The 26168-nt window shown below is 71.5% G+C and carries 22 protein-coding genes; 16 read left to right on the top strand and 6 right to left on the bottom strand.

Annotated elements, in window-relative coordinates; all coding sequences use genetic code 11:
* The first annotated feature begins 94 nt into the window (after window positions 1–94).
* The 5 genes from GA0070612_RS05900 (at window position 95) to GA0070612_RS05880 (ending at window position 7968) form a co-directional block, all read left to right on the top strand.
* Complete coding sequence (locus tag GA0070612_RS05900; RefSeq protein WP_088987003.1) at window positions 95–1888, top strand: HSP90 family protein; 1794 nt, start codon at window positions 95–97, stop codon at window positions 1886–1888.
* Window positions 1885–4773, top strand: a complete 2889-nt coding sequence (locus tag GA0070612_RS05895; protein WP_088987002.1) for a hypothetical protein — start codon at window positions 1885–1887, stop codon at window positions 4771–4773. The genes GA0070612_RS05900 and GA0070612_RS05895 overlap by 4 nt, the downstream gene beginning before the upstream one ends.
* A gap of 83 nt (window positions 4774–4856) precedes the next feature.
* Window positions 4857–5456, top strand: a complete 600-nt coding sequence (locus GA0070612_RS05890; protein ID WP_088987001.1) for a TetR/AcrR family transcriptional regulator — start codon at window positions 4857–4859, stop codon at window positions 5454–5456.
* Between the two features lie 73 nt (window positions 5457–5529).
* Window positions 5530–6867, top strand: coding sequence for an acetyl-CoA carboxylase biotin carboxylase subunit (locus GA0070612_RS05885; RefSeq protein ID WP_088987000.1), 1338 nt, complete (start codon window positions 5530–5532; stop codon window positions 6865–6867).
* Between the two features lie 189 nt (window positions 6868–7056).
* Window positions 7057–7968, top strand: coding sequence for a hydroxymethylglutaryl-CoA lyase (locus GA0070612_RS05880; protein ID WP_197699409.1), 912 nt, complete (start codon window positions 7057–7059; stop codon window positions 7966–7968).
* A gap of 62 nt (window positions 7969–8030) precedes the next feature.
* Here the strand turns inward: GA0070612_RS05880 and GA0070612_RS05875 are convergent, their stop codons facing one another.
* On the bottom strand, window positions 8031–8591 hold the full coding sequence (locus GA0070612_RS05875) for a snapalysin family zinc-dependent metalloprotease (protein WP_088986998.1): 561 nt from the start codon (window positions 8589–8591) through the stop codon (window positions 8031–8033).
* A gap of 168 nt (window positions 8592–8759) precedes the next feature.
* Between GA0070612_RS05875 and GA0070612_RS05870 the strand changes: the two genes are divergently transcribed.
* The 3 genes from GA0070612_RS05870 (at window position 8760) to GA0070612_RS05860 (ending at window position 14286) form a co-directional block, all read left to right on the top strand.
* Window positions 8760–10292 (top strand): acyl-CoA carboxylase subunit beta, encoded by a 1533-nt coding sequence (locus GA0070612_RS05870; protein WP_088986997.1) that lies wholly within the window; start codon window positions 8760–8762, stop codon window positions 10290–10292.
* Window positions 10293–10364: 72 nt separating this feature from the next.
* Window positions 10365–11513 (top strand): acyl-CoA dehydrogenase family protein, encoded by a 1149-nt coding sequence (locus GA0070612_RS05865; protein ID WP_088986996.1) that lies wholly within the window; start codon window positions 10365–10367, stop codon window positions 11511–11513.
* A 124-nt stretch (window positions 11514–11637) separates the two neighbouring features.
* Window positions 11638–14286, top strand: coding sequence for an ATP-binding protein (locus GA0070612_RS05860; RefSeq protein WP_088986995.1), 2649 nt, complete (start codon window positions 11638–11640; stop codon window positions 14284–14286).
* 249 nt (window positions 14287–14535) lie between these two features.
* On the opposite strand, the gene GA0070612_RS05855 is transcribed toward GA0070612_RS05860, so the two are convergent.
* Window positions 14536–15042, bottom strand: a complete 507-nt coding sequence (locus tag GA0070612_RS05855; protein ID WP_088986994.1) for a MarR family winged helix-turn-helix transcriptional regulator — start codon at window positions 15040–15042, stop codon at window positions 14536–14538.
* A 99-nt stretch (window positions 15043–15141) separates the two neighbouring features.
* Here GA0070612_RS05855 and GA0070612_RS05850 point away from each other — a divergent pair, with 99 nt between their 5' ends.
* Both GA0070612_RS05850 and GA0070612_RS05845 read left to right on the top strand, forming a co-directional pair.
* Window positions 15142–15723 carry a YceI family protein gene (locus GA0070612_RS05850; RefSeq protein WP_088986993.1) on the top strand — a complete coding sequence of 194 codons (582 nt, stop codon included), beginning with the start codon at window positions 15142–15144 and terminating at the stop codon, window positions 15721–15723.
* Window positions 15724–16015: 292 nt separating this feature from the next.
* Window positions 16016–17494 carry a glutamate--cysteine ligase gene (locus GA0070612_RS05845; RefSeq protein ID WP_088986992.1) on the top strand — a complete coding sequence of 493 codons (1479 nt, stop codon included), beginning with the start codon at window positions 16016–16018 and terminating at the stop codon, window positions 17492–17494.
* A 55-nt stretch (window positions 17495–17549) separates the two neighbouring features.
* On the opposite strand, the gene GA0070612_RS05840 is transcribed toward GA0070612_RS05845, so the two are convergent.
* The gene (locus GA0070612_RS05840; protein ID WP_088986991.1) at window positions 17550–18878 is read right to left on the bottom strand and encodes a hypothetical protein; all 1329 of its coding nucleotides are present in this window, start codon (window positions 18876–18878) and stop codon (window positions 17550–17552) included.
* Between the two features lie 122 nt (window positions 18879–19000).
* Between GA0070612_RS05840 and GA0070612_RS05835 the strand changes: the two genes are divergently transcribed.
* Complete coding sequence (locus GA0070612_RS05835) at window positions 19001–19699, top strand: PASTA domain-containing protein (RefSeq protein ID WP_088991295.1); 699 nt, start codon at window positions 19001–19003, stop codon at window positions 19697–19699.
* A gap of 133 nt (window positions 19700–19832) precedes the next feature.
* Window positions 19833–20681 (top strand): PASTA domain-containing protein, encoded by an 849-nt coding sequence (locus tag GA0070612_RS05830; RefSeq protein WP_088986990.1) that lies wholly within the window; start codon window positions 19833–19835, stop codon window positions 20679–20681.
* Window positions 20682–20688: 7 nt separating this feature from the next.
* On the opposite strand, the gene GA0070612_RS05825 is transcribed toward GA0070612_RS05830, so the two are convergent.
* Window positions 20689–21141 carry a hypothetical protein gene (locus GA0070612_RS05825; protein WP_088986989.1) on the bottom strand — a complete coding sequence of 151 codons (453 nt, stop codon included), beginning with the start codon at window positions 21139–21141 and terminating at the stop codon, window positions 20689–20691.
* Between the two features lie 97 nt (window positions 21142–21238).
* A complete protein-coding gene (locus GA0070612_RS05820; RefSeq protein WP_088986988.1) occupies window positions 21239–21523 on the bottom strand; it encodes a hypothetical protein in 285 nt (94 codons plus the stop codon).
* A gap of 626 nt (window positions 21524–22149) precedes the next feature.
* On the opposite strand from GA0070612_RS05820, the gene GA0070612_RS05815 reads away from it, so the two are divergent.
* The 3 genes from GA0070612_RS05815 to GA0070612_RS05805 all read left to right on the top strand — a co-directional run bounded on the left by GA0070612_RS05815 (window position 22150) and on the right by GA0070612_RS05805 (window position 23819).
* Window positions 22150–23031, top strand: coding sequence for a helix-turn-helix domain-containing protein (locus tag GA0070612_RS05815; protein ID WP_088986987.1), 882 nt, complete (start codon window positions 22150–22152; stop codon window positions 23029–23031).
* On the top strand, window positions 23001–23222 hold the full coding sequence (locus GA0070612_RS05810; protein ID WP_088986986.1) for a DUF397 domain-containing protein: 222 nt from the start codon (window positions 23001–23003) through the stop codon (window positions 23220–23222). Before GA0070612_RS05815 ends, GA0070612_RS05810 begins: the two co-directional genes overlap by 31 nt.
* Window positions 23223–23420: 198 nt before the next feature.
* Window positions 23421–23819 (top strand): hypothetical protein, encoded by a 399-nt coding sequence (locus GA0070612_RS05805; RefSeq protein WP_088986985.1) that lies wholly within the window; start codon window positions 23421–23423, stop codon window positions 23817–23819.
* Here the strand turns inward: GA0070612_RS05805 and GA0070612_RS05800 are convergent.
* The gene (locus GA0070612_RS05800; RefSeq protein ID WP_088986984.1) at window positions 23787–24386 is read right to left on the bottom strand and encodes a hypothetical protein; all 600 of its coding nucleotides are present in this window, start codon (window positions 24384–24386) and stop codon (window positions 23787–23789) included. The genes GA0070612_RS05805 and GA0070612_RS05800 overlap by 33 nt on opposite strands.
* A 214-nt stretch (window positions 24387–24600) precedes the next feature.
* Between GA0070612_RS05800 and GA0070612_RS05795 the strand changes: the two genes are divergently transcribed.
* Window positions 24601–26160, top strand: coding sequence for a S8 family peptidase (locus GA0070612_RS05795; RefSeq protein WP_088986983.1), 1560 nt, complete (start codon window positions 24601–24603; stop codon window positions 26158–26160).
* The last annotated feature ends 8 nt before the right edge of the window (window positions 26161–26168 follow it).

Below are 26168 nucleotides of genomic sequence, written 5' to 3'. Positions count from 1 at the left end.
TCGAGGGTCAAGCCGCCGGGCGAAAGGGGGACGCGCGTGTCGGTGATCATCGGTACGGTGGGCGCCGGCATGTCGGGACCGGGGGAGAACGCACGTGGACCACACCTTCCAGGTCGACCTCCGTGGCGTGGTCGACCTGCTCAGCCACCACCTCTACGGCAGTCCGCGGGTCTACGTGCGCGAGCTGCTGCAGAACGCGGTAGACGCGATCACCGCGCGGCGCTCGACCGAGCCGGACGCGCCGGCCCTGGTCCGCGTCGAGACACCCGAGACCACCGGTGACGGCACGCTGCGGGTGCACGACACCGGCATCGGCCTGACCGAGGCGCAGGTACACGAGTTGCTGGCCACCATCGGCCGCAGCTCCAAGAGGGACGAACTCGGCTTCTCCCGGCACGAGTTCCTCGGCCAGTTCGGCATCGGCCTGCTCTCCTGCTTCCTGGTCGCCGACGAGATCCAGGTGTTCACCCGCAACGGCGACCACCCGACGGTGCGGTGGACCGGGTACGCCGACGGCCGGTACGCGGTGAGCCTGGCGCCACCGGAAGCCTCCCGCGCCGAACCGGGCACCACCGTCACGCTGGTGCCCCGCCGCGACGCCGACCAGTGGTTCGCCACCCCGACCGTCACCGACCTGGCCCGGCTCTTCGGGTCACTGCTGCCGGTCACCGTCCGGGTCGGTGACGTGGTCACCACCACCGGCGAACCGCCCTGGCCGACCGCCCCCGGCGCGCCCGTCGACCGGGCGGCACTTGTCGCGTACGCCCGGGAGACGCTCGGCATCGACCCGTTCGACGTGCTGCCCCTGAGCGTGCCGGAGGCCGGGCTCACCGGTGTCGCCTTCATCCTGCCCACCCCGGTGAACCCGGCGGCCCGTGCCGGGCACCGGGTCTACCTCAAGCGGATGCTGCTCACCGAACACGCCGACGGGTTGCTGCCGGACTGGGCCTTCTTCGCGCACTGCGTGGTGGACGCTGCCGAGCTGCGCCCCACCGCCAGCCGGGAAGCCCTCTACGAGGACACCCTGCTGACCACGACCCGGGAGGCGCTCGGCGACCAGGTACGCGGCTGGCTGGTCCGGCTGGCCCGGCACGACCCGCACCGGCTGGCCGAGTTCCTCCAGGTGCACCACCTGGGGGTGAAGGCACTGGCGCTGCACGACGACGAGATGCTCCAGCTGGTCGACAGGTGGTGGCCGATGGACACCAACGTCGGCACGCTCACCCTCGCCGAGTTCCGGGAGCGCTACGGCGTGCTCCGGTACGCGGCGAGCCTGGACGAGTTCCGGCAGCTCGCCGCGGTGGCCGCCGCGCAGGACCTGGCGGTGGTCAACGGCGGCTACACGTACGACACCGAGCTGATCGAGCGGTTGCCGGCGGTGGACCGCTCGGTGCTGATCGAACGGCTGGAACCGAGCGACCTGACCACCCGCTTCGACGCGCTCGACCCGCAGGTGGAGATGGCGCTGCGGCCGTTCCTCGCCGCCGCGCAGCGGGCCGTCGAACGGTCCGGCTGCGAGGTGGTGATCCGGGCGTACGAACCGGTGTCGCTGCCCGCGCTCTACCTGGTGAGCAGGTCGGCGGCGTTCAACGACCAGTTGGCGGCCAGTCGGGAGCGAGCGGACGAACTGTGGGGCGGTGTCCTCGACGCGCTGGCCGCCACCGCGCCGCCGGACCGCCCGCAGCTGGTGCTCAACCACCGCAACCCGTTGGTCCGCCGGGTCACCGCGCTGGCCGACCCGGAGCTGGTGGGGCTCGCCGTCGAGGCGCTGTACGGCCAGGCGCTGCTGCTCGGCCACCATCCGATCCGCGCTGCCGATGCGGCGCTGCTGAACGATTCCTTCCTCGGCCTGCTCGGCCGGGCCGTACCGGGACAGGGGCGAGCATGAGCGACGAGGATCTCTGGCGGGCGCTGCGCGGCATCTCCGACATGCCGTACGGGGCGGGGCAGATCGCCGCGTTCGAGCAGTTGCTGCGCCGGGTGGATGCCGCCGACGACCGGCACCTGGCCTTCGTCACCCGGATGCAGGCCACCACCGGTTACGTCTACGGCGGTGAGCCGGCGAAGTCCTTCGTGACCTTCTCCTGGTGTCTGTCCGAGTTCGACAGTGACCCGCAGCCCTATCACCAACGCCACGCGCACAACCTGCTGTGGCACTTCAAATACATGATCACCGGGTTGCTGAACTTCCCGGAGGTGCCCCTCGACCGCACGTACGCGGTGCTGGACGACATGGAGCGCCGCTACCGGGCCGGTGGGCACAGCCTGCAGACCGTCCACAAGCACCGGTTCCGGGTCGCCGACCACGTGGGTGACGCCGAGGCGGCCGCGCACTGGTACCGGCTCTGGCAGACCACGCCGCGCGACGATCTCTCCGATTGCGCCGGCTGTGACCCGACGAGCCAGGTCAACTACCTCGCCGACACCGGGCGGGACGCGGAGGCGGTGGCGCTGGCCGAGCCGGTGCTCGCCGGCCGGCTCACCTGCAACGAGCAGCCGCAGGCGATCCTCACCGCGCTGCTCCTGCCGTACCTGCGGACCGGGCGGGCCGAGTCGGCGCGGGACGCGCACCGGGAGGCGTACCGCCGGTTGCGCGGCAACCTCGCCGACCTGTGGGACATCGGCGACCACGTCGAGTTCTGCACGGTGACCGGCAACAAGGCGCGGGCGGTGGAGTTGGTCGAGCGGCACCTGGACTGGCTGGACCGGGCACCGTCGCCGGCCGCCGCGATGCACTTCGCGGCCACGGCCGCCGCCGCGATGCGCCAGGCCGGTCAGGGCGGAGTGGCGACCGTGTACCGCCGCGCCGCCGAGGGCCGACCGGCCGGCGAGGTGTCGGCGTCGGTGCTCGCCGACGAGCTGACGCGGACCGCCACCGAGTTGGCGGAGCGTTTCGACGCCCGCAACGGCACCACCCACCAGTCGGAGTGGATCGCCCGCCGGCTCGCCGTACGACCGAGCGGTGAGCACCTGCCGCTGTCCGCGAGCGTCCGTCGTCGCCCGCCACTGAGGGGCGGGGACGAGCCGACCACGTCCCACCACGAGGGGCGCCCGGTAGCGGCCGGCAACGCGACGCGCCCCGGCAAGCCCGAGGCACCCGCACCGACGGTGCCTGCCGACGCCGGGCCGGACGAGCTTCTGGCCCTCGCCGAGCAGAGCTGGGGTCGGCACGACCCGGCCATGTTCCGGGCGGCGTTGACCGCCTACGACGAGCGGTTCGGCGCAGCCGACCTGCCCCCGCGTACCGTCGCGCAGCGGATGGCGTTGCGGGCGGCCGAGCGCGGCGACGAGGAGGATCTGCCGGGTGCGATCGAGTCGAACCGAGCGGCTCTGGACCTCTACCTGACGGAGGGCGACGAGCTGTCTGCCCAGGTGGTCGCGGGGCGACTCGGCGTGCTGCTGGCCCGCTCCGACGACGCCGACGAGGGGTTGGCGTTGGTCCGGAAGGCAGCGGAGGTGCTGGACCGGGACGGCGACGCCCGGCAGCGGGCCGCCGCCCACCACCGGGTGGCGTTGGCGCTGCTCCAGCAGGAACGCTGGGCCGAGGCGCTCGCGGCGCTGGACCGGATGCCGGCCGACGCGGGTGGCGACCCGTACCTGGCGGCCCGGGCCGCGCTGCACCGGGCGCACGTGCTGGAGCAGTCGGAACGTCTCGACGAGGCGCGAGCCGCCGCCGCCGAGGCCCGCCGCATCGGCCGGGACGTCGGCGTCGATGAGCTGGTCACCGCGGCCTCCCTGGCGTACGCCCGGACGGTGGACGACCCGGCCGAGGCGGTGGCCGCCTGCGACGAGGCGCTCGCGTCGGCCCCGACGGAAGCGGAGTTGGCGGTTCGCGTTGCCCGTGCCCGCGCGTTGCTCGCGGCCGGCCGGGCCGCCGACGCGGTGGACGACTTCGTCGAGGCGGTGACGCTCTGCGTGGAGCGGGGCGACGAGGGGGACGCGTTCCTGCGGTGGGAGTTGGCGAACGCGTACCGGATGGTGGGTCGGCTCGGCGAGGCGGCCGAGGTCGCCGAGGAGGCGGTCCTGGGTCTCGACCGGCTCGGCGCCCAGGCCGAGGCGGACCGGTGCCGGCACCTGCTGGCTGGCGTGTACGCCGGGCTCGGCGAGATCAAACCGGCCCTCGCCCTGCTGGAGCAGTTGGCCGACAACCTCGATGGTCCGGACAACCTCCCGTACCGGGCGCAGGTGCTGGAGGAGGCCGGGGACATCCTCTACGACGCGGACCGGGACGCGGCCGGCGCGGAGCGGTTCGCCGCGGCCGCCGAGGCGTACCGGCTCGGCGACCTGCCGCTGGACGAGTTGCGGGCGCGCCGGCGGGAGGCGTACGCCTGGTTCTGGGCGGACGACCGGCCGGCGGCGACTCGGGCCGTCGAGCAGGCGGACGCGCTGGCGGTGACACTGACCGGGCAGCCGGAGCCACCGGTGACGTACGAGCTGGCGATGGTCGCCGAGGTCGGGGCGCGGGTGCTGACGACCGAGAACCGGCCGGACGAGGCGCTGGCGCGGCTGGACGGGGTGCCCGACCGGCTACGGTCGATCGAGGCTTTCGGTGAGGCCGCCCAGGTGGAGATCCTCACCGGTGAGCTGCTGCTTCGACTGGACCGTCCGGCGGAGGCGGAGCCGCTCCTGCGACGGGTTCTCGGTGGGCTGCCGGCCGACTCGCGACCGGTCCGACAGACGGCCTGGCTGTTGGCCCGTGCCCTGGATCTGCTGGACCGGCCCGCGGAGGCCGCCGCTCTGCGAACGGAGCACGACCTCGACCCGGACGACTGAGCGGGGCGGCCCGGGCCGGGGTGTGCTGAACCGCTCGCCGACCAGCGGCCCACCGGGGCCGGATCGCGGTCTAGGCTTGCCCGGTGACGGTGGAGCAGCAGGCACGGGGTGCCACGGGTGCGGGCCGGCGCAGGTCCCGCAAGGACGAGATCCTGGAGATCGCGGTCGGCCTGTTCGCCGCGCGTGGCTACCACGGTGTGTCGATGGACGACATCGGCGCGGCGGCGGGGGTCACCGGTCCGGCGCTCTACCACCACTTCGCCGGCAAGGAGGCCATGCTGGCCGCCGCGCTGATCCCGGTCAGTGAGGGGTTGCTGGCCGGCGGGCGGGAACGCGCCGCCGGGCAGCCGGACGACCCGCGCGGCGTGCTGGAGTCGCTGATCGACTTCCACGTCGAGTTCGCGCTGGCCAACCCGGCGGTGATCGCGTTGCACCTGAACGAGTTGGACCGCCTGCCGGAGGAGCCGAGGCGACGGATCCGTCGCTTGCAACGGCTCTACGTCGAGGAGTGGGTCACCGTGCTCACCGCCCTGCACCCGGGCATGCCCGACGGTGAGGCGCGGGTGCTCGCGCACGCCGCGTTCGGGTTGATGAACTCGACTCCGTTCCTGGGCGGCGAGGTGGACCGGCGTCGCCGGGCGGAGCTGCTGCGCGGCGCGACACTTGCCGCGTTGCTCGCCTGAGCCCGACTCGTCACAGGTTCGTCGGTCATGATTCCCTAACCACCGTCCCACCATCCGGACGCCGGGAGGAAACATGATCGAGTCACTGCTGGTAGCCAATCGGGGTGAGATCGCCCGCCGGATCATCCGGACCGCCAAGCGGCTCGGCATCCGCGCCATCGCGGTTCACTCGGAGGCCGATGCCGACCTGCCGTTCGTGGCGGAGGCGGACGAGGCGGTCCTCATCGGCCCGGCGAACCCGGCCCTGAGCTACCGCAACACCGAGGCGATCCTCGCCGCCGCGAAGGCGACGGGTGCGCAGGCCATCCACCCCGGCTACGGCTTCCTGTCGGAGAACGCCGACTTCGCCCGTACCGTCGAGGCCAGTGGCCTGATCTGGGTCGGCCCCGACGCGGACGCGATCACCGCGATGGGCGACAAGATCAATGCCCGGAACCTGATGGCGGCGGCCGGTGTTCCGGTCGCGCCGGGCACCACCGACCCGGCCGCCGACCTGGACGCGGCGGTGACGGCCGCCGCCGAGATCGGCTACCCGGTGATGGTCAAGGCCGCGGCCGGTGGCGGCGGCATGGGCATGGGCGTCGCCGTGGACGAGGCCGCGCTCCGCAGCGAGTACGACAAGGTGCGCGCGTTCGCCGAGCGGATGTTCGGCGACGGGTCGGTGTTGATCGAGCGCTACTTCCCCCGGGTGCGCCACGTCGAGGTGCAGATCCTCGGCCTGGCCGACGGTCGGGTGGTGGCGCTCGGTGAGCGGGAGTGCTCGGTGCAGCGACGGAACCAGAAGCTGGTCGAGGAGTCCCCGTCCCCGGCGGTCTCGCCGGAGCTGCGGGTCCGCCTGCTGGCGGCGGCGGTCCGGGCTGGCGAGGCGGTCGGTTACCGCAACGCGGGCACTGTGGAGTGCCTGCTCGATCCCACCTCGGGCGAGTTCTTCTTTCTCGAGATGAACACGCGGCTCCAGGTGGAGCACCCGGTGACCGAGTACGTCTACGGGATCGACCTGGTCGAGGAGCAGTTGCGGGTGGCGTCCGGGCTGGCGCCGACGTTCGACCCGGACGCCCTGACGCCGGCCGGGCACGCCATCGAGATGCGGATCAACGCGGAGGACCCGAAGCGTTTCCTGCCCGGCCCTGGTGTGGTGACGACCTGGGTGGAGCCCGCGGGCGCGGGTGTCCGGGTGGATTCCGGCTACACCGAGGGCAACACGGTCACCCCGTTCTACGACAGCCTGATGGCGAAGCTGATCATCAGCGGCGCGACCCGCGACGAGGTGCTCGAGCGGGCCCGGACGGCGGTGGCCGCCTTCCAGATCGAAGGTCCGAAGAACAACGTGCCCTTCTTCGCCGAGCTGCTGGACAACGAGGAGTTCCGCTCCGGCACCTACGACACAGGCATCGTCCCCCGAATGCGCTGACCCCGGTAACGCCCCCGGTAACGCCCCCGGTGATCAAGAGGTTTGCGTCAGGAATGTGGCCGCTGATGACGCAAACCTCTTGATCAGCCAGTCGGCGCGGCCGGCGCGGCCGGCTGGCCGTGCCGTTACCGTTGCCCGCAGTAGAGCTGACACCACTCCGACGTCACAGTGAGGTGACCGATGAGCCAGTTGCCGGATTCCGTCTCGATCCGCGAGGTCGGGCCCCGGGACGGGTTGCAGAACGAGGACCCGATCCCGACCGACGCCAAGGTCCGTCTGCTCGACGCCCTCTCCGGCACCGGTGTGCGCCGGATCGAGGCGGTGTCGTTCGTGCATCCGAGGGCGATCCCGCAGATGGCCGACGCCGACGAGGTGTGGCAGCGGGCCGCCAAGGCCGACGGGGTCCGGTACTCGGCGCTGGTGCCGAACACCCGGGGTGCCCAGCGGGCTCTCGCCGCCGGGTTCACCGAGATCGAGGTGGTGGTCTCCGCCAGCGACACGCACAACCGCCGCAACGTCAACCGGTCGACCGACGAGTCGTTGGACGACATCGCCGAACTGATCGACCTCCTGCACGGCGCGTCCGCGCGGGTGGAGGTGATCGTGGCGACCAGCTTCGGCTGCCCGTACGAGGGTGACGTCGACCCGGCACGGGTGGCCGGCATCGTCGACCGGGTGGTCCGGGACGGCGCGGACCGGGTCGCGTTCGGCGACACCACCGGCATGGGCACGCCGCGCCGGGTCCGTGAGCTGCTGACCGCGGTACGCGACCGGAACGCGAACGTGCCGGTGCTGCTGCACTTCCACAACACCCGGGGGACGGCGCTGGCCAACCTGTTGACCGCGTTGGAGCTGGGGGTGACCGAGTTCGACGCCAGCGTCGGTGGCCTGGGCGGCTGCCCGTACGCGCCGGGGGCGAGCGGCAACCTGGCGACCGAGGAGGCCGTGCACATGCTGCACGACATGGGCATCGACACCGGCATCGACCTGGCGGCCCTCGTCGAGGCGGCGGAGCTGGCCGAGGAGTTGCTCGGCAAGAGGCTGCCGTCGGGTGTGCTGCGGGCCGGTCCACGGACCCGACTGACGCCGATGCCGAGCTGAACGGTTCGGATGCGACGAAGGGGCCGGCGCACGCGCCGGCCCCTTCTCACGTGCCACGTCGATCAGCCCACCGTGGTGAGCGCGCCCGGCCAGCTGTCGCGGAAGATGTCCGCGCTGCGGTCGGTGGCACTGAACGTGCCGGCGAAGAGGTTGCTCACCCGGTTCGCCTCGGCGCTGCTCGGGTACGGGTTGGTGCAGCTGGTGCCGGCGCTGCCACCGGACATCAGCAGCGAGCAGTTGCCGTTGTAGTTGTCCGGCAGCCCGAGGATGTGCCCGATCTCGTGGGTCATGATGCGAAGCGGGCTGTACTGCGCGGCCTGCTGGGTGTCGATGTAGACCCGGCCGTTGCCGAGGCTGGTCCGGACGGCGTACGAGCCGCCGCCGGTGATCTGGTAGATCCGCAGGTTGGAGCCGCAGTTGGCGGAGAGCGTCAGGTTGTTTGTGGCGTTGTTCCAGATCGAGGCGGCCTGGTTGGCGGTGCCGGCGTAGCTGCCTGCCTGGCTGGTGTTGTAACAGATGGTCATGGCGGCGGACGCGGGCGCCGGGTTGGCGACCGTGACGCCGAGGGTGGCGAGTGTCGTCGCGAGCACCGCGACGGCGAGCCGATTGAGTCGTGAGGTCATCGCTGACTCCAATCTGGGAGGAGGGGTGCCAGGAGCCTAGCGACATGTATTTACGTTTTTCAATGTCTTGTTCTCGGGTCAACTGTCTGGTTCGCTCGTAGGTCGCCGACAGCCGCGCCGATGCGCTAGCCTAACGATCGTTCAGGTCGGTACGGCGAGGGAGTCGGCGTGACGCTCGACGGTGAAGCACTGGAGCAGCTGCGCAAGCGGGCCCGGTCCGGCGGCGCGGACAAGTACCACGCGGCCAACGCGGCCAAGGGCAAGCTCTTCGCCCGTGAGCGGGTCGCGCTCCTGGTCGACGAGGGTTCGTTCGTCGAGGACGGCCTCTACGCCAACTCGATGGCCGAGGGGTTGCCCGCCGACGGCGTGGTCACCGGCACCGCCACGATCGACGGCCGGCAGGTCTGCCTGATGGCCAACGACTCCACCGTCAAGGCCGGCAGCTGGGGCGCCCGCACCGTCGAGAAGATCATCCGAATCATCGAGCGGGCGTACGGCGCCGGCGTGCCGATGGTCTACCTGGTCGACTCGGCCGGCGCGCGGATCACCGACCAGGTCGACCTCTTCCCCGGCCGTCGTGGCGCCGGCAAGATCTTCTGGAACCAGGTGCGCGCCTCCGGCTCGATCCCGCAGGTGTGCGCGCTGTTCGGTCCGAGCGCCGCCGGTGGGGCGTACATTCCGGCGTTCTGCGACGTGGTGGCCCTGGTCGACGGCAACGCGAGCATGTACCTCGGCTCCGACCGGATGGTCGAGATGGTCACCGGCGAGAAGACCACCCTGGAGGCGATGGGCGGGGCCAAGGTGCACACCGCCGAATCGGGTGTCGGGCACTTCCTCTGCAAGACCGAGGCCGACGCGCTCGACGTGGTGAAGACCTACCTGTCGTACCTCCCGGCGAACTGGACCCAGACGCCGCCGGCCGCGCCGGCCGTCGCCGCGCCCGCGAAGGCCGACCTGGCCGCGCTGGTGCCGGCCAGCGAGCGGCAGGCGTTCGACATGCGGCGGTACGCGAAGGGCCTGCTCGACGAGGGGTCCTTCTTCGAGATCCAGGCCCTCTGGGCCAAGGAGCTGACCATCGGATTCGGCCGCCTCGACGGGCAGGTCGTCGGCGTCGTCGGCAACAACTCGATGTTCAAGGGCGGCGTGCTCTTCGTCGACTCGGCCGACAAGGCCACCCGGTTCGTGCAGCTCTGCGACGCGTTCAACGTGCCGCTGCTGTTCCTCAGCGACGTACCCGGCTTCATGGTCGGCAGCGCGGTGGAGAAGCAGGGCATCATCCGGCACGGCGCCAAGATGATCACCGCGATCTCCGAGGCGACGGTCCCGAAGATCTGCGTCGTGGTCCGCAAGGCGTACGGCGCCGGCCTCTACGCGATGGCCGGCCCCGGGTTCGAGCCGGACGCCACGATCGCCCTGCCGACCGCGAAGATCGCGGTGATGGGGGCCGAGGCCGCCGTGAACGCCGTCTACGCCAACAAGATCGCCGCCATCGAGGACGAGGCCGAGCGGGCCGCCTTCGTGGCCGCCAAGCGAGCCGAGTACGAGCAGGACATCGACGTGGTCCGGCTCGCCAGCGAGCTGGTGGTGGACGCCATCGTCGAGCCGCACGACCTGCGTACCGAGCTGGTCCGTCGCTTCGCGGCGGCCCGTACGAAGGACCGGCACTTCTCCCGACGCCGGCACGGCGTGACCCCGGTCTGATCCTCGACCGCCCGCACAGCGACCCGTTCCGGCGTCACGAGCGCCGGCGGACCGTCCCTACTGGAGGATGAGATGGACTTCCGGCTCACCGACGAACAAGCGGCGCTGCGGGAGAGCGTGCGGGACTTTGCCCGCGAGGTGGTTGCCCCGGTCATTGCCGAGCACTACGAGCAGCACACCTTCCCGTACGAAGTGGTCCGGCAGATGGGCAAGATGGGCCTGTTCGGCCTGCCCTTCGCCGAGGAGCACGGTGGGATGGGCGGCGACTACTTCGCGCTCTGTCTGGCCCTGGAGGAGTTGGCGCGGGTCGACTCCAGCGTGGCCATCACGCTGGAGGCGGCGGTCTCGTTGGGCGCGATGCCGATCTACCGCTTCGGCACCGAGGAGCAGAAGGCGACCTGGCTGCCCCGGCTGCTCAGCGGCGAGGCCCTGGCCGGTTTCGGGCTCACCGAGCCGGGCACCGGCTCCGACGCCGCCGGCACCCAGACTCGCGCGGTCCTGGACGGCGACGAGTGGGTGATCAACGGGTCGAAGGCGTTCATCACCAACTCGGGCACCGACATCACGGCGATGGTGACCGTCACGGCGGTGACCGGCACGAACCCGGACGGCTCCAAGGAGTTGTCGACGATCATCGTGCCGACCGGCACGCCCGGGTTCACCGTCGCGCCGGGCTACTCCAAGGTGGGCTGGACCGCCTCGGACACCCACGAGCTGACCTTCGACGACTGCCGCGTACCGGCGGCCAACCTGCTCGGCGCGCGGGGTCGGGGCTTTGCGCAGTTCCTCCGGATCCTCGACGAGGGTCGGATCGCCATCGCCGCGCTGGCGGTCGGCCTCGCGCAGGGCTGTGTCGACGAGTCGATCAAGTACGCGAAGGAGCGGCACGCCTTCGGTCAGCCGATCGGCGCCAACCAGGCGATCCAGTTCAAGATCGCGGACATGGAGCTGAAGGCGCACACCGCCCGACTGGCCTACTACGACGCCGCCGCCCGGATGCTGGCCGGCGAGCCGTTCAAGCGGCAGGCCGCCATCGCCAAGCTGCACGCCAGCACGATCGCTGTCGACAACGCCCGGGAGGCGACCCAGATCCACGGCGGGTACGGCTTCATGAACGAGTACCCGGTGGCCCGTTTCTGGCGGGACTCCAAGATCCTGGAGATCGGCGAGGGCACGAGCGAGGTGCAGCGGATGATCATCGCTCGGGACCTGGGCCTCTGAACCGTTCCACCCGCCGTCCGTACCGGACGGGCTGGCCGTACGGCTGTCGGATTTCGGCGGGTGGACGTCAATAGCCCGACGTTCGACTGCCAACGGTCGGAGTCGATCCGTACTCTTCGTGCCCATGACTCCGGATCATGATGGGTCGCGGAGCCCGGCTGGCCGTACCCCGCTGCCGGAGCTGCTCCGCGAGCATCGACGGGCCGCCGGCCTGACCCAGGCCGAGCTGGCGTCCCGGGCCGGGGTGGGTGTGCGGACGGTGCGTGATCTGGAGCGTGGTCGGGCGGTCCGACCGCAGCGCACCACCGTGGACCTGCTCGCTGCGGCGTTGTCGTTGGCCGGAGCCGATCGGGCGGCGTTCCTGGCTGCGGCCCGCGGCTCCGGCACCGAGCCGACCCGGCCGGACACCACCTCGACGGCGCTCGCTGTCCCGTCGGCCGACCGGCCGGTCACTCTCCCGCCTCCGGTCGCGCTGATCGGTCGGGACCGCGACATCACCGAGCTGCGCGCCATGCTGACCGAGGAGCGGGGGCCCCGGCTGGTGAGCCTGGTCGGGCTGGCCGGGGTCGGCAAGACCGCCCTGGCGACGTCGGTGGCCCATGTGGTGGCCCCCGCCCACCCGGCCGGAGTGGCCGGGGTGCTGATCGGTGAGGGCTCGGACGGGCCGGACGTGCTCGCCGCCTCGATGGCCGTGCTCGGCGCGACGCGGCCGACGGAACTCGTGGCACAGTTCGCCGGCCGACCGGTCCTGCTGGTGATGGACGCTGTGGAACGCGCCCCCGGTCCGGTCGCCGCGACGGTGCACCGGCTGGTCGCAGCCCTGCCGTCGCTGCGGGTGCTGGTCACCGGGCGGCACCCGGTCGGTCTACCCGGCGAACGGGTCTGGCCGGTCGCGCCGCTCGACGTGCCGCCCCCGGACGTCGCGCACACCGGACTGGCCACGCTCGAAACGTGGCCGGCGGTGGCCCTGTTCACCGCCCGCCTCGCCCAGGTCCGCCGGGAGGCACCCACCCCCGACGAGTTGCCCGCGCTCGCCGCGCTGGTGCGCCGCCTGGGCGGGTTGCCGCTCGCCATCGAGCTGATGGCCGCCCGGGGGCGGCTCCTCGACCTCACCGAGCTGCTGGACCGGTACGGCGATCGGGTGCTCGACCTGGCCACTCCCGCCGACGCCACGGTCCACCCCGGTTGGGATGCGCCGGACGCGCTCACCCGACGGTCGACCACCCCTTCCGCGGTCGCCACGGTCACCCTGCGCGAGGCGGTGGCGACCAGCTACCGACTGCTGGCACCGGACGAGCGGTTGGCGCTGCGGCAACTCGCCGTGTTCGGCAACCGCTGGTCGGTGGAGTTGGCCGAGGAGATGCTCGCCGACGCGGCCGACCGGGACGGCACGGTGGCGATCGATCCCGTCCCCCGGCTGGATCGGTTCGTCGAGCTGGGGCTGCTGAGCGTACGCGGCACCGGCTCGTTCCGGTTCCGTCTTCTCGACGCGGTCCGTGAGTACGCCGTCGAGCAGGCGGCCGGCGAGGGGGAGCTGACCTGCATCCGGCGGCGACACGCGGAGGTGATCACACGGTTGGTGGCGCGGACCGCTGTCGACCTCGTTGGCCCGCGGTCGTCCGAGGCGGTGCATCGGCTGGACGAGATGACAAGTGACATCAGCTCGTCGCTGGCGCACGCGGCGACCGACGACCCGTTGACGGCGCTGCGGCTGGCGGCCTGCCTGACCCGTTGGTGGCGGTTCCGTGGGCGCGATGTCGTCGGGCGGCAGTGGTTGCACCGCCTGCTGGCGGACCCGCGTACCGCCGATGCCGACCCGATCCTGCGGGGCTGGGCCGCAGTTGGTGTCGCCCGCCTCGCGGCCGAGCACGGTGCGGGTGCCGAGGAGTTGCCGACGGCGCGTGCGGCGCTGGAGACCTTCCGGCAGGCCGGCGATGTCACCGGTGAGTTGGAGGCGCGGAACGTGCTCGGCACACTGTTGATCGCCGTCGGCCGACAGGACGAGGCGCGCGAGCAGGCCGAGGTGGTGCTGCGGCTGGCGGCCCGGGACGGGCGGACCCGCGACCTGGCGGTGGCTCAGAACAGCCTTGCCTGGCACGAGATCCGGACCGGTGACCTGGCTGCGGCCCGACGCCGGCTCGCCGCTGCGGACCGACTCGCCGCCGAGAGTGGGGAGCAGCGGCTGCGGGTGCTGGTCTGGGCCGATCGAGCCGAGGTCGCCCGCCTGGAGGGTTGGTACGCCGACGCCGTGGACCGTGGTCGGCGGGCGATGGCGGCGTTGTCCGAGTTGGGTGACCAGGGGCGCCGCCGCCGGACGCTCGGGACCGTCGGGTTGGCGCTGGCCCAGGACGGGCGTGCCGTGGAGGCGACCGAGGTGCTCGCCGAGTTGCGCGCGGGGATGGCCGAGGCTGCGGCGGCGGGTTCGGTGCGTACACCTTCCGGGCGGGTCGTGCCACGCCAGCGCTCCGCTGACATCGCGCTGTCCGGGGACGGGCCGGACGTCGGCCTCTGCGCGTTGATCGAGGGCAACCTCGCGTTGCACAGGGGTGACCGGGAGTTGGCTGCCGAATGGTTCGCCGCCGCTGCCGAGGCGGGCCAGGGGCGGCGGGACGTGGTGGAGGCGCTGGTGGGGCTGGCTGCGAGCACCGCTGACCCGGCGGTCCTCGACCGGCTCGACCAGGCGTGTCGGGAGAGCGGTATCGCTCTGCTGCCCCATGAGTCGGGACTGCTCTACGCGTTGACCGCCGACCGGGACGGGCCGGCGGCCCGGTAGCGCCCTGGGGCGGACGCTCCCGGCGCGATCGACGACGACGGGGGGTCTGGAGAGTGGCGCGGGCGAAGAGCCCCCTTGGTGCTACCCCTCGCTGATCGCCCGCGCCGTCACCCCCCGGTTGATCCCCGGTGTAGGAAGCCTGCCACCGATGCAACGGCGGAAAGTCGACTTGGCCCGAATGATCCAGCTTGGTGGGGTCAGTTCTGCCGGTCTTTCTGCCGGTGCGGGCACCCCACCGCCCGGCTGCCCTCAGGGTTGCTCGGTCGCGGTCTCCTGCGCGAAGGTGGTGTCGTCGCTGCCGGCGGTGGCGCATGGATGCGCGGCGTCGCGGACCCGCCGCAACCCGTCGAGGAGGGCGGTCAACGCCTCGGGGTCGAGTTGGCCGGTGAACCACTGCTCGATCATCTGCAGGTGACCGGGCAGCGTCTCGTTCAGGCGCTGCATCCCTGCGGCGGTGACCACCGCGTACGAACTGCGCCGGTCGTTCGGGCAGGCCCGACGAGTGAGGAGGCCGTCACGTTCCATCCGGTCCACCACGCGGGTCACCCCGCTGGTCGACAGCGAGGTCTGCGCGGCGAGGTCGGTCATGCGGAGCTGGTTGCCCGGCGAGCGGGCCAGTCGGGTGATGACCTCGAACTCGACCGCGGACAGGTCGTGCTCCTCGAGCTGGGCGTTGAACCGGGCGGACAGCCCGGCGTGTGCCTCGAAGAGCAGGCCGACGGCGGTGATCCGGGGATCGTCGAAGACGTTGGTCACGGGTTCATCCTAGCAGTACTTGACACAGGGAATGTTGTTGCCGTTATAGTTGCTTAAGCAGTCGTTGGGCTACTAAACAATCTACTGGAGGACAGCAGCATGACCAGCAGCATCGATGCAGTTACCCGCGACTGGGACGGCCTCACCATCCCGACGGCCGGCACCTACGCGCTCGACGTGGCGCACAAGCGGGTCGGCTTCGTTGCCCGGCACATGATGGTGAGCAAGGTTCGCGGTGAGTTCAACGAGGCGACCGCCACCATCACCGTCGCGGAGGACCCGCTGCAGTCGTCGGTCGTCGCAACCATCCAGGCCGCCAGCATCGACACCACCCAGGCCGACCGGGACGCCCACCTGCGCAGCCCCGAGTTTCTGGACTCCGACAAGTTCCCGACCCTCGAGTTCCGCAGCACCGGGGTCACGTCCCGTAACGGCAACGAGTTCGTGCTCGCCGGCGAGCTGACCATCAAGGACGTCACCCGCCCGGTCGAGCTGGAGGTGGAGTTCGAGGGTGTCGGCCGTAGCCCGTTCGGCCAGGACATCTTCGGCTTCTCCGCGAGCACCGAGATCGATCGTGAGGAGTTCGGCCTGACCTGGAACGTCGCCCTGGAGACCGGGGGCGTGCTGGTCAGCCGCAAGATCAAGATTGAGATCGAGGGTGAGGCCGTCCGTCAGGCCTGATCCCCCCGGATCACCGCTACGCAGGGCCCGCGCCGCACGTCGGCGCGGGCCCTGCGTCGTCCACCACCCCGGATGACGTCGTGGTAATTGTCACGAGTTGTTCGCACCGTCATCGGGTCGTGTCGGCTGGCCACGGGGTACAGATGGCGCCACGAGCGCCGTCCGCTCGGGTCGACGTCGGATCACCGCCGTCGGCCTCTGGCCCGGCCAGGTAGGCGCTCTTACCGTTGATGGTTCACAATGCGCTTCCGGGACGGCAGGATCCCGACCGCGCCGGCTGTCGGGAGGACATATGGGCAGGGACGTCGCACAGGGCGCCTTCACCCGGGATGATCGCATCCGGTACCGGCAGAAGGTGCGGCGCTGTCTCGACGTCTTCGCCCTCATGCTCGACGACTTCGGGTTCGACGCCGACCGGCCGATGACCGGCCTGGAGATCGAACTCAACCTGGTCGACTCGACGGCCGAACCCGCGATGCGCAACGAGGAGATCCTCGCCGACATCGCCGATCCGCTCTTCCAGACCGAGCTGGGGCAGTTCAACCTTGAACTCAACGCCGAGCCCCGGCTGATCGAGGGCACCGGCTTCGCCGACTACGAACGTGACCTGCGCGGCAGCCTCTCCCGGGCCGACGAGCGCGCGACCCGGTCCGACGCGAAGATCGTCCTGGTCGGGATCCTGCCCACCCTCACCGAGGGGCACCTGGTCGAGGACAACCTCTCCACCAATGAGCGCTACCGGGTGCTCAACGACCAGATCGTCGGCGCCCGCGGCGAGGACATCGAGCTGGACATCCGTGGCGTCGAGCAACTACGGACGCACACCGACTCGATCGCCCCCGAAGCCGCCTGCACCAGCCTCCAGTTCCACCTCCAGGTGGCGCCCGACAGCTTCGCCGACTACTGGAACGCCTCCCAGGCCATCGCGGGGGTGCAGGTGGCGGTCGGAGCGAACAGCCCCTACCTGTACGGCCGTCAACTCTGGGCGGAGACCCGGATCGCCCTGTTCCAGCAGGCCACCGACACTCGTCCCGACGAGCTCAAGGCCCAGGGGGTACGCCCACGGGTGTGGTTCGGCGAACGCTGGATCACCTCGATCTTCGACCTGTTCGAGGAGAACGTGCGGTATTTTCCGCCGTTGCTGCCGATCTGTGAGGACGAGGACCCGGTGGAGGTGCTGCACGCCGGTGGCGTACCGAAGCTCGGAGAGTTGAGGCTGCACAACGGCACTGTCTACCGGTGGAACCGCCCGGTCTACGACATCATGGACGGCCGCCCGCACCTGCGGGTGGAGAACCGGGTGCTGCCGGCCGGCCCGACGGTGGTGGACATGCTCGCCAACGCGGCCTTCTACTTCGGGCTGGCTCGCGGCCTGGCCGAGGCGGACCGTCCGATCTGGAGCCAACTGACCTTCAGCTCCGCCGAGGAGAACTTCCACGCCGCCGCCCGACGTGGCCTCGACGCCGTGCTGCACTGGCCCGGCCTCGGTGACGTGCCGGTCACCAAGCTGGTGCTGGACCAGTTGCTGCCCACCGCTGCGGCCGGGCTGAACGGGTTCGGCGTCGCGGCGGCCCAACGGGACCGGTTGCTCGGCATCATCGAGCAGCGCTGTCGGACCGCCCGCAACGGTGCCGTCTGGCAGACCGAGACAGTCTGGGCGGCCGAGCGGCAGCACGGCATGGACCGGAAGGCCGCGCTGCACCACATGGTCCAGCGCTACGCGGAACTCCAGCGCTCCAACGAACCCGTCCACACCTGGCCCGTGAACTAAGGCCTGTTCTTAGGGAACAGGCCTGGACGCCGCACGGTACAACAGAAGAGGCCGGTCAGTCGGTGGTGGGGCGGCGGGCTGCGCGGGTGCGCCGGGGGGTCGGTGTCGGGCGGCCCTCGTCCGTCGGCCCGGAGAGGTCCGGGTCCGTCCGTGGTGTGGGCACCCTGGGGAGTGCATCCTCGTCCGGTCGGGAACCCGTCCCGGCCGGCTCCGGTGCGGCGGCCCTGCGACGACGACCTGCGGTGCCGGTAGACCGATCGGAGGCCGCCGGCTCGGGGTCGGTGCCCGCGACCGGAGGGGTCGGGATCGGCCCGCCAGTGGTGGCAGGGGTCACCTCGGTCGCGGCGGCCGTGGTCGAGTCGGCAGCCGTCGCCGACGCAGTCGACCCGAGCTGGGTGGTCCGGTTGCGGTCGGCTCGCTCCGCGAGAACGGCGGCCAGCACCGAGCCCCCGACACCGGCGATCACCGCGTACGGGGCGACCAGTTGGGTGGACAGTTGCGCGGGGCCCAGCGTCGACCAGTGCGGCAGAGTGGTCAGGTAGGCGAGCGCGACGAGCACCGGTCCGGCAGCGCCGGAGGCCGCAGCACCGACCCGGTGCCCGGTCGAACGCGCTGCCCGCCGTGCGGCCAACACGCCGATCAGCAGCGCGGGTACGAGCGCCAGCAGCGCGCCCGGCCAGTAGAGCTGGCCACCGATCCAGTAGTGCGAGTGGTCCGGGTCGAGGTGCCAGGTGCCCAGTTGCGCACCGGTCAGCCCGCGTCCGACGCGTACCCCGTCGACCACCGAGACCACCGCGAGCAGCCAGAGCCAGGCGGCCGTCGCGGTCACGTTGACAGCGGCCGCCCGGGAGCGCAGCGCCCAGATCGCGACGACCATGCCCAGCAGGATGCCCAGCGTCGCCTGAACGGCGGCGGTGCGTTGCGGTGTGCCGGTGTCCGCGCCGGTGGCCACCCGCGCGGGTACGGCGATCAGCAGCACCGTCACCAGGCCGCCGATTCCGGCGCCGAGCGCGAGTGCCACCCGGCGCAGCAGACCGTCCCGCTCGGCGGGCGGTTCCGGGACTGTGGTGTCGACTGCGGACTCAGGATTGTCCGTCTGGGTGCCCGGCGTGGTGGTCGGGTCGGGAGAGTCCACCTCTGCCGGCTTCGGTGCGGCGCGGTGATGCAGTCGTTGCGCACAGACCGCGCCGAGGACCGTCGAGCTGGCGGCGAGCCAGATGGCCCAGGCGAGGCCATCGGCCCAGGCCGTGTCGGTGGCACCGGCCTCGGTGGGCGTCCAGGCGATGACGCCGAGCCCGTAGCCGAAGCCCAGTTGAGCGGCGCCCGCGCCGGCAGCGACCCCGATCGCCGTGACGATCGATACTCCCCAGCCCTGTCTGGCCATGCCGGGCAGCGTAACGTCCCGTCGTCGGCGCGGCGAGTCGCAACGACCCGCCGGTGCGGACGGCCGGCGCAACAGGTTGGGCGGCGGACGGTACGGTCGCCGGTGATGAGGCGGTGGGCGGTATGACGGACACGAACACGGGCCGACAGGATGCCGTCGGTGGCCAGGGCGGTGCCGGCGCGGGCCGGGCCAGCGTGTTGCTGGGTGGCGGGTTGGCCGCTGTGCTGTTGGCTGCGGTCGGCGCGACGGGTGGTTGGTTGCTGGCTGGCGACGGCGGCACGTCCGCGGAGGATCCCCTCGCCATCGCGAGCCTGAGCGGTTCGCCGACCGGTCAGGCCACCGCGCCCCGGCCGAGCACCGGGCGGGCCACACCGTCGGCCGTCCGGACCTCCGCCGGCGCGACCAAGGGGACCGGCCTGACCGTGCCGCCGGTGATCGGTACGGACTTCGTCGAGGCCCGGGACCTGTTGCGAAAGCAGCGGCTGGGCTGGCGGTTGGTCTTCGGTGGCGGCACCGGCCGTACTGTCGAGAACACGTCGCCGGCGGTGGGCACCGAGGTCACCCGGGGTACGACGGTGCAACTCCAGGTCGCGGGCCCGGCGCCGGCAGCCGAGGTTCCGGACGTGGTCGGGGACAACTGCGACAAGGCCGCCAACGAATTGATCGACGAGGGCCTCTACCCGCGGTACGCCAGTGGGCGCAGCGGCAAGGTCACCCGGCAGGAACCGGCCGAAGACGGCGCTGCCCGGTGGAACGACGAGGTCAGCATCTGGTGCGGGACGGACGGCGTCGAACAACCGTCCAGCAAACCCACCCCCTGAGCTGTTTCCCGCACCGGTCGACGCGCCGCCTCCGGCGCGGCTCAGCACGCTGATCCCCGCCGATGGCGCCCTGGGCGACTAGGTTGACGGTCGAGGGCCATGACGCCCGTCCGGTTCGGGGAAGGGACGTGCGATGAGCAACGACCGCCAGGAGCCTCCCGCCGACGAGAACGACGACGACCGGACCCGAGCCCTGCCCCCGGCCGCCGACCGGCCGGAGCCAACGCCACCGACCCGACCCACCGCAGGTGCGGACGAGACGGCACCTCTCGACCGCGGTCCGGCTTCGGACCCCGACGAGACGGCGCCTGTCGACCGAACCGTCCCTGCGCGTCCCGATCTGTCGCCCGACGAGACCATGCCGATCGATCGGCCCACCGGCACGCCCGCCGATCGCACGGCGCAGATACCGCCGTCGTGGTCCGGGCGGGCCGAGGTCCGGCCATCCCGACCGACCGACGCCGCCGAGTGGTACGTCGAGGAGCAGGGCGGCCGACGCTGGTGGCTGCCGATCCTCTGGGGTGTGCTCGGCCTGCTGCTCGCCGGTCTGCTCGGCGGGGCGCTCTGGTTGGTGCTCGCCGACCAGGACGACGACCGTGACGACCCGGGGCCCACCCCCTCGGTCCCGCCGGCCAGTGCGACACGTGCCGCGCCGACCACCGGGTCCCCGACCTCGGCGGCACCGACCAGCGAGTCGCCGAGCAGTTCGCCGACCACAACGGCACCGGACGAGGTGCCGGTGCCGCCGCTCACCGGCCTACCGCAGGCCACCGCCGAGGGGCTGTTGAACCGGCTCGGCCTCTCCTACCGGGTGGTGTACCGCCCGTCGGAACTGCCGCCGGGCACGGTGGTGGGCACCGAACCGGAGGCGGGCACGCCGGTGCCGACCGACGACGAGGTGCTGCTGGTGGTGTCCCAGGCCCGACCCTCCACCGGGGCGAGCCCGACCACGCCGACCCCCACGGTGACGAGCACGTCGTGACCGCTGGTCACCACATTCGGCGGCGGGTACCGACCATGCCGAGGCCAGCCAGCGAGATGGTGAGACCGAAGATCCCGGACCAGAACAGGGACCGACGGACGTCGGCGGCGGTGTGCCCGGCCGGAGCCGCCTCGGTCAACTCCTGACGGCCGTCGGACTGGCCGCCGGCACCGTGGCCGGCCACCGAACCGGGCGGATCGGAGGCCTCGGCGGGAGCGTCGGCGCCGATCCAACCGGGCTCGTCGTACACCGATGGATCGTCGTACGACGGAGGGTCGGCGTCGACCACGGTGATCTCCGGTGCGGGCACCGGCGCGGTCAGCCGGGTGGACGACATCGCCGGGTCTCGGAGGAGGACCAGCGCTGTGGCCATCGCCCCGAGGAGGGCCAGTAGTCCGAATGCGTAGGCGATACGGGAGCGGTGGTGCCGCCGAAGGGCGGGCTGATTGACCATGACCATCCCAGGGTCAGGGTCCTGGACGTGCGGTGGAGCTGTGCCGGGGTGGGCGTACCGATTCTATGGCGACGGCACGCCCACCGGCGGCGGATCGGGCCGGTCAGCCCACCCGAACCGGGGTACGGGCGACCGGTCGCCGGGCCCGCACGGTGTGCGGACGGGGCTCGGGAGCGGCCTGCAGTTGCTGCAGCCCTTCCCGCTGAACGAAGATCGAACGTCGGTTGACCGCGTCGCCCGCGGCGTTCAACTCGTAGCCGTCGAGCCAGAGCCAGCCGTCATAGGTGGGCCAGTCGAGCACCCGGATCACCCGGAACTTGATCGGCCTGAGGAACTGGACACTCGCCGCGCGAGTCACGTGCAGTACGTCACCGGTGCGGGGAAGCACATGGGCTCCTGGGGAGGGTTGGCCGGCGGGCTGCCGGCGGTGCCTGAACGGGGGACGTCTCGGCCGGCGACGGGGTCGTGCCTCGTGAACCGGTGGTGCGGATGGCGGTGGTCGGGCCGTACTCCGTTGGTGACGTGCCGCCACCCGACCACCACCCGGCTGCTTCCGGGAACCGCGCCCGCCGCCGCAGCTTGCCGGCTTGCAGCGGCGGGGTCCTTACCCCGGAGCAGGTCTCGGTGTCGTCGGCCGGGCCCGCGTCGCGCCCAGCCGCCCCGAAGGGGTGGGGTCACCACTCCGAGGGAGCGAACGGAGACGCTGAGTGATCCGTGCCATACGGACAGAGTGCATCAGGGACGTGCTTCATGCAAGTTGCACGTCGACTTTTGCCGATACGTGAGCGTGTCGCGCGAAAGGCCTATTGAAGCCATCCGCGTCCGGACGGCACACTGGGGGCCGGTTTCGCCCGTCGCGGCCGGCCGAGGACCGGCACCACTCCCCTTCGTCGCGAACGCTCGCCGGTCGACGGTCGCGCCCACGGCGGGTGTCAGCCAGTGGCGCGTTACCGGAGGTAGCCCGAGTGGGGTCGAGCAGCCAGCGGCGGGGACCACTGACTCCTGGGTTGCGCCATGAGTGAGCGGCGCAGTCCGACCATCAGACGGCGGCGGCTCGGTGCCGAGCTGCGCCGCCAGCGGGAGTCCGCCGGAATCACCATCGAGGTGGTCGCCGAGCAGTTGGAGTGCTCGGCGTCGAAGGTTTCCCGGATCGAGACCGGCCACACCACGGCCACCCCTCGCGACGTGCGGGACATGCTGCGGATCTACGGCGTGGTCGGCGCCGAGAGCGACGAGCTCGTGCAGATCGCGCGGGAGGCCCGCCAGAAGGGCTGGTGGCATCCGTACAGCACGGTGCTCGTCGGCGCGTACGTCGGGCTGGAGGCGGCGGCGAGCTCGATAAGGGCGTACGAACAGCAGGTCGTGCCGGGTCTCCTGGAGACCGAGGAGTACGCCGGGGCCATGATCCGCGCCGCTCGGCCGGACTTCACCGCCGATCAGGTACACCAGAGGGTGCGTGTCCGTCTGGGCCGTCAGTCGTTATTGACCCAGGACGATCCGGTCGATCTGTGGGTGGTGCTCGATGAGGCGGTGGTGAGTCGGCCGGTGGGCGGGGACGAGGTGATGCGCGGCCAACTCAGACGGTTGGTCGAGGTGGCCGAGTTGCCGAACGTGACGCTGCAGATCCTGCCCTTCGAGGTGGGTGCGCATGCCGGCATGGACGGCACGTTCACGATCCTCAGCTTCCCTGAGCCCGGTGATCCGGATGTTGTGTACGCGGAGAACGCCACGGGTGGGCTCTTCCTCGAGAAGAGCGACGAACTACAGAAGTACAGCTTCATCTTCGATCACATCCGCGCTGCGGCCATACGTCCGGAGGAGTCCGTCGCACACATCGCAAAACTGGCAGAGGAGCCGTTGTGGAAATGGCGACCAAGGGGTTCCCCGTGGACCTGACGCAGGCAGCATGGTTCAAGAGTTCGAAGAGCGGTCCGAACTGTGACAACTGCGTGGAGGTGGCGTACGTGACGGGGGCGGTCGGAGTGCGGGACTCGAAGGACAAGGCGGGCCCTGCCCTGGTCTTCGCACCCGGTGACTGGCACGCCTTCGTCGCGGGCACCCGAGGTGGTGTGTTCGGCGCGGTCTGAGTGAGTGGCCCCAGCGAGTCCCCGTCCGGCCCTGCCGGACGGGGACTCCGGCGTCTCCGGCCAGCCGGTGAACGGGCGCCGGTGAGGTTCCGGGGGGAATCCCGTCGCCACATCGCGCCCGTCTCGTTGAACCGGTCGGTACGGCACTGGTCGACGACCCGCCGCACCGACCCGCAACCGAGCGAGTAGGCGAGACGGATGACGACGATCGGTTCAGACAACCTCACCAACGGTCCGGCCAAGACGGAACGATTCGGTGGCAAGTATCGCGGGGCCCGTCGGGACACCGTACTGACCGAGGTGGTCTCGACCGACCAGGAACTGAGCGGGAGGGAGGCGACCTCCGAGTCGTCGGATCCGCCGCTCTCGTTGCCCTCCCTGGACCCGAATCCGCTGATCGAGCCGTCGTTTCCGCCGAGCGGGTGGCCGATGGAGCCCACCGAGTCCTTCGCCGACCACCCGCTGCTGCGTGGCCTGCTGATGGAGTTGCCGCCAAAGGGCAACCTGCCCTCGCAGGACTGGCTGGACCGCTGGTTCGAGGCGACCAGGGCGATCCTGGAGTTGCTATACGTGCAGGGGGCCACCCGCCCGCGTTGACCGGGAGGCGTCCGGCCGGGCCCGCTCGGCCAGGCGGCTGTGGCGTAGTGCGTGCCGGACCGCGATGGCGACGACCGCGAGAGCGCCGACCGTGATCGCGGGCCCGGTGACACTGGGCTCGGCCCCGAGGTCGGTGCCGATCGCCGCGATCACCGCCGGCATCGTGGCCAGGGCGGCCACCTGGAGGGGCAGCCCGACGAGCGGGTGGGCGGCGGCGGCACGCAGCCCGTGCGGCGCGGGTGTGGCGGGAGCGTTGGCGAAGGCGCCCGACCCGGCCCACAGCCAGCGGATCCGACGTACCGAGCAGACCGACGCCACGAGCGCCGGGCCGACGGCCAGGGTGAGCCCGGCGGCGGCCCGGTCGACCGGCGCGGATCCGGCGCTGAGCAGACCGCCGCCGAGCACGGCCGCGGTGAGTGCCAGCCCGGCGAGGGTCAGGGCCAGCAACCATCCGGTACGCCGGCGGAGCGCGCGGGTGGTGCGCAGGCGGGGAAGGCCGTCGGCGACGACGCCGGCGGCCAACCAGGCGGCGGCGACCGGGAACAGGATGGTGAGCTGACTCTCCATGGTCGAGAGTATTTCCCGGATCGACGCCTGGCGAATCCGGGCCGGCCCCCTGTTCGTCCCGGACGTCGGGCCCGTAGGGGCCATCACCCGAAAGTATGGCCGTTTCGACATGTCCAAGTGCCCGACGGCTGATCTACCCTCAGCTGGATCGGCATGCGTCGATTGATTGTGGGACCGGCGGCACGTTCCGTCGCCGGTCAGAGGGAGGTAGGAGATGGGTCTTCCACGAAGGTCCGTACTGATCGGGGTGGCCACGGCGACCGCGCTGGCCGTCGGCACCCCGGCCCTGGCCGCCGAACCCGTCGGTGTGGTGCGGGCCGCAGGCGGTGCCACCGCCGTGCCGGACAGCTACATCGTCGTACTCAAGGACAGTGCCGTGGCCCGGGACCGGGTCGGCGACACCGCGAAGCGACTCTCCGGTCGCCACGGCGGCTCGGTGGCGCGCACCTACGGCGCGGCGCTGCGCGGCTTCGAGGTGAAGGTGAGCGCGAGCGCGGCGGCGCGGATCGCGGCCGACCCGGCCGTGGCGTACGTCGAGCAGAACCACACCGTCTCGATCTCCGGAACGCAGACCAACCCGCCCTCCTGGGGTCTGGACCGGATCGACCAGCGTAACCGGCCGTTGGACAGCTCCTACACCTACCCGAACACGGCGAGCAACGTGCGCGCGTACATCATCGACACCGGTATCCGGTTTTCCCACAACGACTTCGGCGGCCGGGCCACCTCCGGCTACGACGCCGTGGACGGCGGGTCGGCCGACGACTGCAACGGCCACGGCACGCACGTCGCCGGCACCGTCGGCGGATCGTCGTACGGCGTGGCCAAGGGCGTCCAACTCGTCGGCGTACGCGTGCTGAACTGCTCCGGCAGCGGCACCACCGCCGGCGTGATCGCCGGCGTCGACTGGGTCACCGCGAACGCGATCAAGCCAGCCGTGGCGAACATGAGCCTCGGCGGCGGCGCGAACACCTCGCTCGACAACGCCGTGCGCAACTCGGTCGCCTCCGGTGTGACGTACGGCTTGGCGGCCGGCAACGACAACGGTGCGAACGCCTGCAACGTCTCACCGGCGCGCACCACGGAGGCGATCACGGTCGGCTCGACGACCAGCGCGGACGCCCGTTCGTCGTTCTCCAACATCGGCACCTGCCTGGACCTCTTCGCGCCCGGCTCGTCGATCACCTCGGCCTGGTACAACAGCAACACCGCCACCAACACGATCAGCGGCACCTCGATGGCCACGCCGCACGTGGTCGGCGCGGCGGCCCTGGTGGCCAGTGCCAACCCGAGCTGGACCCCGGCTCAGGTGCGCAACGAACTCGTGTCCACCGCCACCCCCAACGTGATCAGCAACGTCGGCTCGGGCTCGCCGAACCTGCTGCTCTACGTGGGCAGCGGCGGCACCACCCCACCGCCACCCACCGGCTGCACCGGCACCAACGGCTCCGACGTGTCGATCCCGGACGCCGGCTCGGCGGTGACCAGCTCGATCACCATCTCCGGCTGTGGCCGCAACGCCTCCTCGGCGTCCACAGTGGCGGTGAACATCGTGCACACCTACCGAGGTGACCTGGTCATCGACCTGCTCGCCCCGGACGGCAGCTCCTACCGGCTGAAGAACAGCAGCACCTCGGACAGCGCCGACAACGTGAACGCCACGTACTCGGTCAACGTGTCCGGTGAGGCCGCGGACGGCACCTGGCGGCTTCAGGTGCGCGACACCTACTCGGCCGACACCGGCTACATCAACACCTGGACCCTGACCGTCTGAGCGGTCTC

This window comes from Micromonospora chokoriensis (assembly GCF_900091505.1).
Lineage (GTDB): Bacteria > Actinomycetota > Actinomycetes > Mycobacteriales > Micromonosporaceae > Micromonospora > Micromonospora chokoriensis.
Note: the sequence above shows the minus strand (reverse complement) of the source record. Positions and strands in the feature narration are given on the sequence as shown.

Excerpts from the sequence above, each read along its gene's own strand:
- GA0070612_RS05895 (WP_088987002.1), top strand. The coding sequence starts at position 1,885 with ATGAGCGACGAGGATCTCTGGCGGGCGCTGCGCGGCATCTCCGACATG.
- GA0070612_RS05885 (WP_088987000.1), top strand. The coding sequence starts at position 5,530 with ATGATCGAGTCACTGCTGGTAGCCAATCGGGGTGAGATCGCCCGCCGG.
- GA0070612_RS05875 (WP_088986998.1), bottom strand. The coding sequence starts at position 8,591 with ATGACCTCACGACTCAATCGGCTCGCCGTCGCGGTGCTCGCGACGACA.
- GA0070612_RS05865 (WP_088986996.1), top strand. The coding sequence starts at position 10,365 with ATGGACTTCCGGCTCACCGACGAACAAGCGGCGCTGCGGGAGAGCGTG.
- GA0070612_RS05860 (WP_088986995.1), top strand. The coding sequence starts at position 11,638 with ATGACTCCGGATCATGATGGGTCGCGGAGCCCGGCTGGCCGTACCCCG.
- GA0070612_RS05850 (WP_088986993.1), top strand. The coding sequence starts at position 15,142 with ATGACCAGCAGCATCGATGCAGTTACCCGCGACTGGGACGGCCTCACC.
- GA0070612_RS05845 (WP_088986992.1), top strand. The coding sequence starts at position 16,016 with ATGGGCAGGGACGTCGCACAGGGCGCCTTCACCCGGGATGATCGCATC.
- GA0070612_RS05840 (WP_088986991.1), bottom strand. The coding sequence starts at position 18,878 with ATGGCCAGACAGGGCTGGGGAGTATCGATCGTCACGGCGATCGGGGTC.
- GA0070612_RS05835 (WP_088991295.1), top strand. The coding sequence starts at position 19,001 with ATGACGGACACGAACACGGGCCGACAGGATGCCGTCGGTGGCCAGGGC.
- GA0070612_RS05830 (WP_088986990.1), top strand. The coding sequence starts at position 19,833 with ATGAGCAACGACCGCCAGGAGCCTCCCGCCGACGAGAACGACGACGAC.
- GA0070612_RS05825 (WP_088986989.1), bottom strand. The coding sequence starts at position 21,141 with ATGGTCATGGTCAATCAGCCCGCCCTTCGGCGGCACCACCGCTCCCGT.
- GA0070612_RS05815 (WP_088986987.1), top strand. The coding sequence starts at position 22,150 with ATGAGTGAGCGGCGCAGTCCGACCATCAGACGGCGGCGGCTCGGTGCC.
- GA0070612_RS05810 (WP_088986986.1), top strand. The coding sequence starts at position 23,001 with ATGGCGACCAAGGGGTTCCCCGTGGACCTGACGCAGGCAGCATGGTTC.
- GA0070612_RS05805 (WP_088986985.1), top strand. The coding sequence starts at position 23,421 with ATGACGACGATCGGTTCAGACAACCTCACCAACGGTCCGGCCAAGACG.
- GA0070612_RS05800 (WP_088986984.1), bottom strand. The coding sequence starts at position 24,386 with ATGGAGAGTCAGCTCACCATCCTGTTCCCGGTCGCCGCCGCCTGGTTG.
- GA0070612_RS05795 (WP_088986983.1), top strand. The coding sequence starts at position 24,601 with ATGGGTCTTCCACGAAGGTCCGTACTGATCGGGGTGGCCACGGCGACC.